An 8,361-nucleotide genomic window follows, 5' to 3' on the forward strand; every position below is an offset into this window, starting at 1 on the left:
CCGCTCCGGTCTTCCAGGGCAGCGATTTGGGATATCGCCGTGTCGCATTCGCGTTGTACCTCGAGCGACCAGGTGGCGATGAGGGCGGGGTCGGCTCCGGCTTCGAGAGCGGCGCGGTGCCGGGCCAGCTTTCGATCGCAGTCGAGCAGATTCTGTCGCGCGGTATCCAGCACGGGGTGTGTGCGTTGTGTCTGTGCTGCTTCGAGTTGGGACAGCGAGTGCTCGATGCTGTCGGGGTGGAATATCTCGGCCAACCAGAGATCGACCGGACCGGTGAGCTGATCTTCGCGCAGGTAGACGGTGAGCGGTTGAGCTTGTTGGCGATGGCGTACTCGGCCGGGTAGCGGCAGCGGTAGTGCGGCCTGCCGTCGTTCCAGTTGCCCTGCATTCTGCGTCCGCATTCTTCGTGGAAGATCAGACCCTTGTAGGCGTACGGGTGCTGGCGGCGCACCGTGGTGCGCCCCGTCGACTGCGGTCCGCGGCTCGCGAGTCGAACAGCGACCTGTTCGAAGGTGCCTTTGCCGATCAGCGGTTCGTGTGCGGGCTGGTCGGAGAACACCCAGTCCTGCTTGGGATTCCACGTCAGGTGCGTCTGGTGACCGAGCGCGACGTCGTCGACGTCGCCCGCCGGTATCCGGGCGGGGATCGACTCGCTGCCCGCAGGCACCACCTACTGCGCCACCATCACGACCCTGGCTGCCGGGTTGCACAAGGTCGAGATCCGCGAAGCCCACCCTGGTGGAGTCGAACGCCTATGGCGGAAGCGGATTTCAACCACCACCGCCGACGACGGCGCGGTGATCACCGCGATAACCCATCTGTGACAACCGACGAGCCGAAACCGGCACGGCAACATCATGATCGAGCAGATGAAGAGGAGGTGGTCGCGATGCTGATCGCAGTCGCAGGGACACACGAGCGAACCGGGGTGAGCACGACCGCCCTGGCCGCCGCCTGGCCCACCGGCCAACCGGTGATCTTGACCCGTCTGAAGCATCACCTACCGCCAGCCCTGAGCGAAAGAGAAGGCCAGGACAAGATAAACCTGTGACACGCGTGTGCAAATTCCATTCCGGCTCCATCGGGAAGGGGAGGGCATTCTTCCAATTAATGCGTGCTTCCGCTGCCCGCTGGGTCGTGGTAACGCAATTGTGACTCAAGAAGAGGGACCCAGATCGGCCAACGAACCCGCCCCCTATCTGGGAATGAGGTCATCACCCCTGCTTCTAGTCGAAATTGCCGTGCAAGCGTCGTATTAGACCGAGCACTGCTCACCCCAAGCGATTGCGCCGGGCCGAAGCCCGGCGCAATCGCGACCGACCACTCGTAACCAAGGAGGTAATTTGCGGCCCTGTCCACAAGGTGGGTTGCTAGTCACCTGGCAGAACGGCTGCTACTCTGTCCAATCTGCGACGAGTGACAACCAGCGAGCTACACATTTTTCCATGGATCCCCATATCGATCATAGGGGTTTCCCAGTTCGACTAGACGCCGTTCGCCTTTCTCAAGGAGATCCGCCCGGAATACCTCGTTCGAAGAAATCTCGCAATATGGAACAGCTAGATATCCAGGAACATTGTTGTACCCATATGCAATACGGTCAATTGCCTCGTCCAGTGAGACATCCCAGGGTTCCCAAGTGCGCCCACCTCCCGGAAAGGCGCCGAATCGTATAAACTCACGCTCCGCTAGCTCCCTAATAGCCTCAAGTACTCTCATTCTCGAATAGGCTTCCGGAGAAACCGTCGAAATAATGGCATCAAAAGCTCCGATTGGCATCCAATCATCCGTCAGCTCGTACAGGAGGAAGTGTTCGACCTTCTCGTTCATTTCTTGGGCAGGTGCACTTTCACTGGCTTATTCCTCGGCGTTGTGACATTACGCGCACGCCACCTAACTTGCTGGCGTCATTGACCGGAGGACACCCGACAATCAGATGAGGCCATACGGCACGATCCGATCGTCAGCAATTATGGATTCTACATTGCTCCATTATTTACGCACCTCCCTATAGTCAAGCGTATCGGACTTGAATTTCTCAACCTGACCCCGTGTCGACATCATTTGCGGTGAGACGGCCCACCGCAAACCTCATCCCAATTTAAATGGACCCGGACTCCAGAACTTGATTCAGAGCATCAAATGTCCCTCGAGGAAACGGCTTCCCCCACTGCCGCCGATACCCCTCTTCTCCATGGGTGTCAAGCACTGCCTGTGCTGCGAGTCGCACTGAGGATACAAACTCGTCGAGTGACACGATGCCCTGCCAAAGTACGCGACCCTCCTCCCATGAGTTATCATCCCCCCGATGGCCCCCAAAACGAACGATCTGGAGATAGACACGATCGACACCCTCGAAACGTGCTCCCGATAAGAACATTCGGGTGCACCCTGGCTCCTGGGCCAAGTGCGCAAAAGTGGACGAAGATCCCAGACCGAGGTCAGTAGCAGACTTCAGCAAGCTATCCAGCGCATCGCCCAAAAAGGAAGTCGACACGTCGACAACGTCATCACCCAGGCGTAGCGAGCAAGTTGCCCAGCCACGCCCAGTAAGATTCCATTTCAATGTAACCGACTTTATTTCCATAACGCACACAGCCTTAATTGAGGAGGGATACCCAAGGAGAACTCGTCATCTATTGCCGGTCAAGCGTGGCCAAGGGACGGAAATAGGACTCAAGGAGGGGAAACCACGACCCGCAAACGAACCGACCTAGACGGGAAAGGCAGTTACTACGTTCCCCTTCTCGTCGACAACGCTCTGATACCAGTAAGATCCTCGCGTCCACGTGCGGGACCAGACTCTCCGACCTTCTTCCCAGCGTCCCATTCGTAGATCTTACCAGGTCGGGGATTACCATCCTTATCTGGCGTGTTATTCCGCCCGTTGGTCTTTAGTGCTCTATCGATGAGTTTTCCGTTTTCCTTGTCCTTGACTGTCCAGCGGCTGGCGTCGTCGTCAACTTCGCTCCCGCCCTCACGATGCCGGCTACTGATGTGTTCCCAATCGATGCTCCGTTCACCGGTCGAGTCGGCTGATTCTGAGGTGTCGCGGTCGTTGTTTTGGTGATTGACAGTGGCTTCGGCGGCTTGGTCGGCCAAGAAGGCAGCACCATATAGAAGCGCTGTGCCAGCAGCGGCGCCGACGAGAGCTCCCAGCGGTCCGCCGACAGCGAATCCGCCAGCGGCACCCGCGGCAGGGTTTCGCCCGGTCAGATCCAGGCTGTTGATGGGGTCGCCGTTGCAGTAGTCATAGGCGTTGGCGGATCCAGCCAGCACCGGGTCGGTTTGCAGGAAGCGGCCAAGGGCTGGGAGGTAGGCGCGGACACCCATTTCCAGTGCTTGTTGTCCGGCGATATGCTCGATGGGGACGGTGTGTTGTCCGAGGTATCCGAAGTCGAGGCCGCCTTGGGCCGTTTCGGGGATGGGATGTCGCCGATCTTGCCGGTGTCGGGGTCGATGTTCTGCCCGAACGGGTCATACAGATGCAGCTTCCCGGTACGAACTCCGTCGTCTCCGGCGGTGAACAGGATGTCACCGTGGATGTTGGGATAGGACCAGTTGCTGCTCTGGCTGCTGCTGTAGTTCTTGGTGAGCACCACCCCACCGGGCAACGACACGATCCTCTGCAGCAGTGCTCCGCTGCCGTCGAGGACGAACTCCATCCCGCTGCTGCCGCTGGTGAACCCGTAGCGGGTCATTCCGGTGGTGACCGAGGTGTTGTTGCCTTGGACCTGCCGCATCATGATGCGGTCGTTGACATCGAGGGGTGTAGCGGACCGCGACTCCGTCACTCGTGGTGGTGGATACGTGCCGACGCGTGGAGTCGTAGCCGAGGGAATCGGCTCCCACCTTGGTGGCGTTGCCGTATGCGTCGTCGGTGAAGCCGAGCTCAAGGGCTCCCTTGGTGGACAGGATGCGGTCGGCGTGGTCGTAGCAGTAGACGGTGGTCTGCGCCTGTCCGCCGTTGAAGCTGTCGGTGGAGCGGGTGCGGTTGGAGTTGAGCCCTGCCTTCGTGTTCGGCCCGCAGCCGTTGTCGGCGTCGTAGGAATAGGTCAGTTCGTGGTGCGGGACCTTCGCCGCGATCAGCCGTCCGACTCCGTCGTAGGCGTAGGCTGACGTGAAGGTTCCACCAGCGGAATCGGCGATGATGTCGTCGACGATCCGCTGGTCGCGAGTGCGGGTAACGGTGTCGCTGACGGTCGAGCCACCGGTTGTCCAATCCGGTTTCGTCAACGTCGAAGCGTCGTTGTAGCCGATCGCAACCGATGAGCCGTTGCCGTAGCTGGCGCTGGTCAGGATCCCGTTGGTGTACTTGGGGGTAGCGACGCTTCTGCCGTCGAGGACACTGAGAGCAAGTCGGCCTGGGGCTGCTGCAGGAACGGGTGACAGTGTGACCCCCCTGCAGCAGCCCCCTTTTCTGTGGTGGGTTTTGTTCAGTCTGGGCCTAGCTGATTTCGCTGGTCGGGGATAACCCATCGTTACCCGTCGAGGGGGTCCGAGCTGGAGGCTGACGTGGACTGCACGGTGGTCGTGCCACCGAAGTCCTCCTGGATGACGGTGCCCGGCACGAATCCTCCGTCTCCGATGTCGGCGAACGGTGGACTGAGTTCACCACCGCCGATCCCGTAATGCTTGATCTTGCGCCACCGCAATGCCATGAGCAGCAATGAGCCGAAGAAGGCGACGAGGAGAACGCCGAGGACCAGCCACATCTATTCGACTCTCCTTTCCAATCGTGAGTGAGAGCAGGTCACCCCTGCTCGACCCTCGCCGGCAGCGGCACGGTGGACTCGGCGGTGGCGGTACGGGGGAAGCATGGGGATGTACCGGCGAGGATCAGCACGTCCTCACCCACCCCGTCCTCGGCCGCATTGCCGTGACGGACGACGAGTTGGTAGCCGTCATCGGTAGCGGCCATAGCCTGGATGGTCAGCTCGGTCTCAGTGACATTCCATAGTCGGCTGACCCAGTACTTCATCACCTTCGTGTAGTACTGGTTCGCCTGCCCGGATGGGATGCCCGACAGGTAGTACAGGACCTGAGCTTTCACCGGGCCAGCCGTGTCGTTCATGTCGCCGTCGCACGGCGCCGCGGCCATTGGTGGTGGGAACTCGTCGGCCGAAGGGCCCTCGGCGGGCAGTCTTTCGGGAGAGAGGGTGAGCCGCACGCCGGTCGGTAGCGCGTTCAAGGTCTCGGTTAGATACGCCTCGATACGCTGGCGGGCGTCCACCTGGGTCAGCACGGGTGACGGCGGCTGTTCATCGTCACTCGATGCGCAGCCCGCGATCGGTGCCAGCGCGCACAGCACCGCCATCGCCATCACACCCCACTGGAATCGTGACCGGCGTGAAGCCGTGATGCGGCGCCTGACTGCGGATCGGCTATGTGGCGGGTATGACCGGGACAAAGGCTCCCATCCTCTCCAATTGCTGTACCTGATCGATCGAGACATTGGTCCATGCCGTCGGTTCTCGAACGACTGTGGTGCCGCCTCCGTAGTAGAGGGTCCGAACCTGGTAGACAGGCTCGTAGGTGACGGCCAAAACAGGATTGCCGTTGAGATCGAACGATGACGCCAGCACCGGTTTGAGACCCACGATCCGTAGCTGGACCTTCTTGGTGATATCGATGTCTAGCGAGTTGTTCTGGTCGTTTGGTCCCTTGTTACCGGTAGGAATGGAGATGCCGGTCTTGCCGGTGATCGGGTCCGGTGTCAGGACGTTGCCGGACCATGGTCCGGTCGCGCCCGGAGTGGTGTCGGGATCGATCGGAATCGTATCGCCGTATCCGCTGTAGGGCCCCTGTCCCACTCCGTACACTCCGGTGATCCCCGGGTTCTCGTCGAAGTCGCGAGAACTCCAGCCGGGGGGCGCGTAAACACCCGGATACAGACGAGTGATGGAGAAGCGGTCTGTCAGTCGTGGCGTGCCCTCAGGCAGCCACCGTCCCGGTGGCGGCATGCCGGGGAGGCCGTCGTATGTCGATGGTCCGGGTGGGTAGCTTGCAGGGCCGTTAACGAACTGTCGGTCGGGGACAAGCCCCCCGGCAGCGGTAACTCCAGCGCCGGTGGGACGTCGCGACAACGACCAGCCAGCTGCGGCGAAGGCTGCGGCGCCGGCGATAAGCAGAAAGACGATCCGCTGGTCAAAGCTCTGATCATCAGAGCTCGGCGCAATGACGGCTTCGATAGTCGTCGTATCGAGGGACGGCGCGGCGGGGTTCGTCGGCAGCGCGGCTGACGAATGTGGTGATCGCGCCATCGGCTCGTCGGTCGGCACCGGAGCCGACGGTACCGGCCCGGGTTCGGCAGGAGCTGAGGGTGCGGTTTGTCTGGGCGGGGGTGGTTTAGGAGATTCGTTGCCAGGCAGTGTCGGAGTCTCGCCTCCTGGCACCGGCACGATCGGGGTGCCGTTACCAGGCGCGATCGGTGGCGGGGTAAGCGCGCCCGCACCGATCCCGCCACCACCGCCGGGCTGGCTCGGAATACCTGGGGCCTCTGACGGCAGCGGCGGCGGTGTCGACACCGTTGGCGGGCCGCCGGGTGGGACCGATGGCGGCGTCGGGGTGTCAATACATGGCCAGCCTGGATGCATGGCCTGCCACTGCTCACACGGTACATATCCTTGCGCGGTCGCCGTTGGCGCTCCAGACAGGGCCATGGCCCCAACGCCGAGAGCGCCTGCGGCAAGGGCAAGCGCGACGTGCCTCCCCTGGCGGGTTCTCATCGGCGCCCCCAGCGGTTGCTGGCTTGGTTTCGCAGGGTGTCGATGGCCCACCAAGTGAGTCGTCCGGCGATGGACATGTACAAGAAGAATGCCAGATAGACGAGGACCGCGCCGTAGTCGTCGGCCCAGCTGGGCATGCGGTTCAGGTTCGCGAACGCGACGACGAGTAGCAGCAGCCCCAGTACAAGCCCGCCGCCCGCAACGATGGTCGGATTCCCCGGTTGCGGCGCGGCGTCGGCGCGCGGTGACGCGAGAGTATCGGTCGCGGTGTTGGTATCAGTCATTTGATGTCAGCCTTTTGGCGAAGTCGAAATGCGGGTGGACTGTAAAGCGTTGGAACGCTGCGTGTTTCACAGCCAAATAGAGTCGCCGTATACGGAGATGGTGTTGTCGGCGGCCGGGGTGGAGATCGCGGCGGTGGCGAAGGACCTGATGGTCACGGGACCGGCGCATGCGTCAACCTTGATCTCGACCTGTTCGGCGGTGATCGACGCCCGTGCTCCGGTGAGAGGTTTGGATCCGAACGTGATGGTGGCGATGGCGCCGGGCTTGAGAGTGGTGGAGATGTTCGGAGTGACTGCTGCCTGTCCGCCGATCGTCACCCCCGGGAACTGCGAGATGGTCACACTCGCATTAGGGCCGATCGACAACCCGAGTCCGAGGGTGACACCGTTGGACACATCCACCGCGCACCCAATTTGATAACCGAGGGTGACCGTACCCGAGGTGACCGGCTGGCTACCGCCGCCACTCACCTCCGCGATCGCCTTCACGCTGACGAATCCCTCCCGACTGACAGGCGAGCTGCTGAGTGCGGGCCAACGATCCAAGCTCTCATTGGTCTTGGTGACCTCCAGCGTCCACCCGTCGTCGGTAACGGTCTGTCGATATTTGTCAGCTACCAGATCGGCGCCAGCGGAACCTGCCACCCACGGACCCGTTATCAACACGGTGGCCAGGAGACCAGCACCGGCAGCGGTCCTCGGTCGAATCGTTCCCACCGAACCCATCCAAGCTCAGTAAATGTTCAGCAAATCGACGCTAGGCTGACATGGGCTCCACGCTCGACGCCAGATGATTGAGATGTCCGCCACTGCGAGCACTCGATGCGGCGGTGATCACATTCACCCGATGGCGCCACCTGAACCATTCCGGCTCAGGGCGATTCCCGGCACATGCGGAATCCGTACACAGAACATGAGATGGGCGCGTGTTCAGATTGTTATGGTGCGGAGCGGCTGCACGAACACGGTCCTTCCGGTGGGGTGGACGTGCAATATCCCGTACGGCAAACACCCGCCCGGGACCACCCGCGTAGGTGGCGATACCGGCAGATCATGAGCGACTACCACCATCGCAGTCTGACCTCGTTCACGCCGGACACGACCAGCCTTTCCTCGCAGCCGTACTTGGCGAAAGACCATCATGCCGTGCCTATTTCGAAGGGTGCGCTATAGGTACTGTGAGCTAGGGTGTTAGCTGGCAGCAACCCCTAACGATGCGAAGCTGCGACACACGACGGCTACGTGGCCGCGCAGATCTGCATGCGAATCAGAACCTGCAGCAGCGCATCATCGGTGGGTACCGTATCGACGGCCTCAGGTCAAGTCCCGGGGCGTGGTGTAACTAGGGG

At 61.5% G+C, this 8,361-nt stretch carries 10 protein-coding genes; 2 read left to right on the top strand and 8 right to left on the bottom strand.

The genetic code is table 11. From position 1 onward, the window contains the following. On the top strand, positions 1-344 hold a 344-nt coding region (locus QMO76_RS35065), incomplete at its 5' end, for a hypothetical protein (protein WP_306365681.1). 410 nt (positions 345-754) lie between these two features. Beyond that, positions 755-1,051: a hypothetical protein gene (locus QMO76_RS35070; RefSeq protein ID WP_306365682.1), complete on the top strand. Its 297-nt coding sequence runs from the start codon at positions 755-757 to the stop codon at positions 1,049-1,051. A gap of 380 nt (positions 1,052-1,431) precedes the next feature. Here the strand turns inward: QMO76_RS35070 and QMO76_RS35075 are convergent, their stop codons facing one another. The 8 genes from QMO76_RS35075 to QMO76_RS35105 all read right to left on the bottom strand — a co-directional run bounded on the left by QMO76_RS35075 (position 1,432) and on the right by QMO76_RS35105 (position 7,657). Further along, positions 1,432-1,830 carry a hypothetical protein gene (locus QMO76_RS35075; protein WP_306365683.1) on the bottom strand — a complete coding sequence of 133 codons (399 nt, stop codon included), beginning with the start codon at positions 1,828-1,830 and terminating at the stop codon, positions 1,432-1,434. Positions 1,831-2,733: 903 nt separating this feature from the next. After that, complete coding sequence (locus tag QMO76_RS35495) at positions 2,734-3,294, bottom strand: hypothetical protein (RefSeq protein WP_372342144.1); 561 nt, start codon at positions 3,292-3,294, stop codon at positions 2,734-2,736. Positions 3,295-3,534: 240 nt separating this feature from the next. Continuing rightward, the gene (locus tag QMO76_RS35500) at positions 3,535-4,236 is read right to left on the bottom strand and encodes a hypothetical protein (protein ID WP_372342143.1); all 702 of its coding nucleotides are present in this window, start codon (positions 4,234-4,236) and stop codon (positions 3,535-3,537) included. Positions 4,237-4,481: 245 nt separating this feature from the next. Further along, complete coding sequence (locus tag QMO76_RS35085) at positions 4,482-4,715, bottom strand: hypothetical protein (protein WP_306365685.1); 234 nt, start codon at positions 4,713-4,715, stop codon at positions 4,482-4,484. A gap of 38 nt (positions 4,716-4,753) precedes the next feature. Continuing rightward, the gene (locus QMO76_RS35090; RefSeq protein WP_306365686.1) at positions 4,754-5,323 is read right to left on the bottom strand and encodes a hypothetical protein; all 570 of its coding nucleotides are present in this window, start codon (positions 5,321-5,323) and stop codon (positions 4,754-4,756) included. 61 nt (positions 5,324-5,384) lie between these two features. Then, on the bottom strand, positions 5,385-6,281 hold the full coding sequence (locus tag QMO76_RS35095; RefSeq protein WP_306365687.1) for a hypothetical protein: 897 nt from the start codon (positions 6,279-6,281) through the stop codon (positions 5,385-5,387). Positions 6,282-6,724: 443 nt separating this feature from the next. Next, complete coding sequence (locus QMO76_RS35100) at positions 6,725-7,012, bottom strand: hypothetical protein (RefSeq protein WP_306365688.1); 288 nt, start codon at positions 7,010-7,012, stop codon at positions 6,725-6,727. Between the two features lie 66 nt (positions 7,013-7,078). Then, the gene (locus QMO76_RS35105; protein ID WP_306365689.1) at positions 7,079-7,657 is read right to left on the bottom strand and encodes an MspA family porin; all 579 of its coding nucleotides are present in this window, start codon (positions 7,655-7,657) and stop codon (positions 7,079-7,081) included. Between the last annotated feature and the right edge of the window lie 704 nt (positions 7,658-8,361).

Source organism: Nocardia sp. CC227C (assembly GCF_030767025.1).
Taxonomy (GTDB): domain Bacteria; phylum Actinomycetota; class Actinomycetes; order Mycobacteriales; family Mycobacteriaceae; genus Nocardia.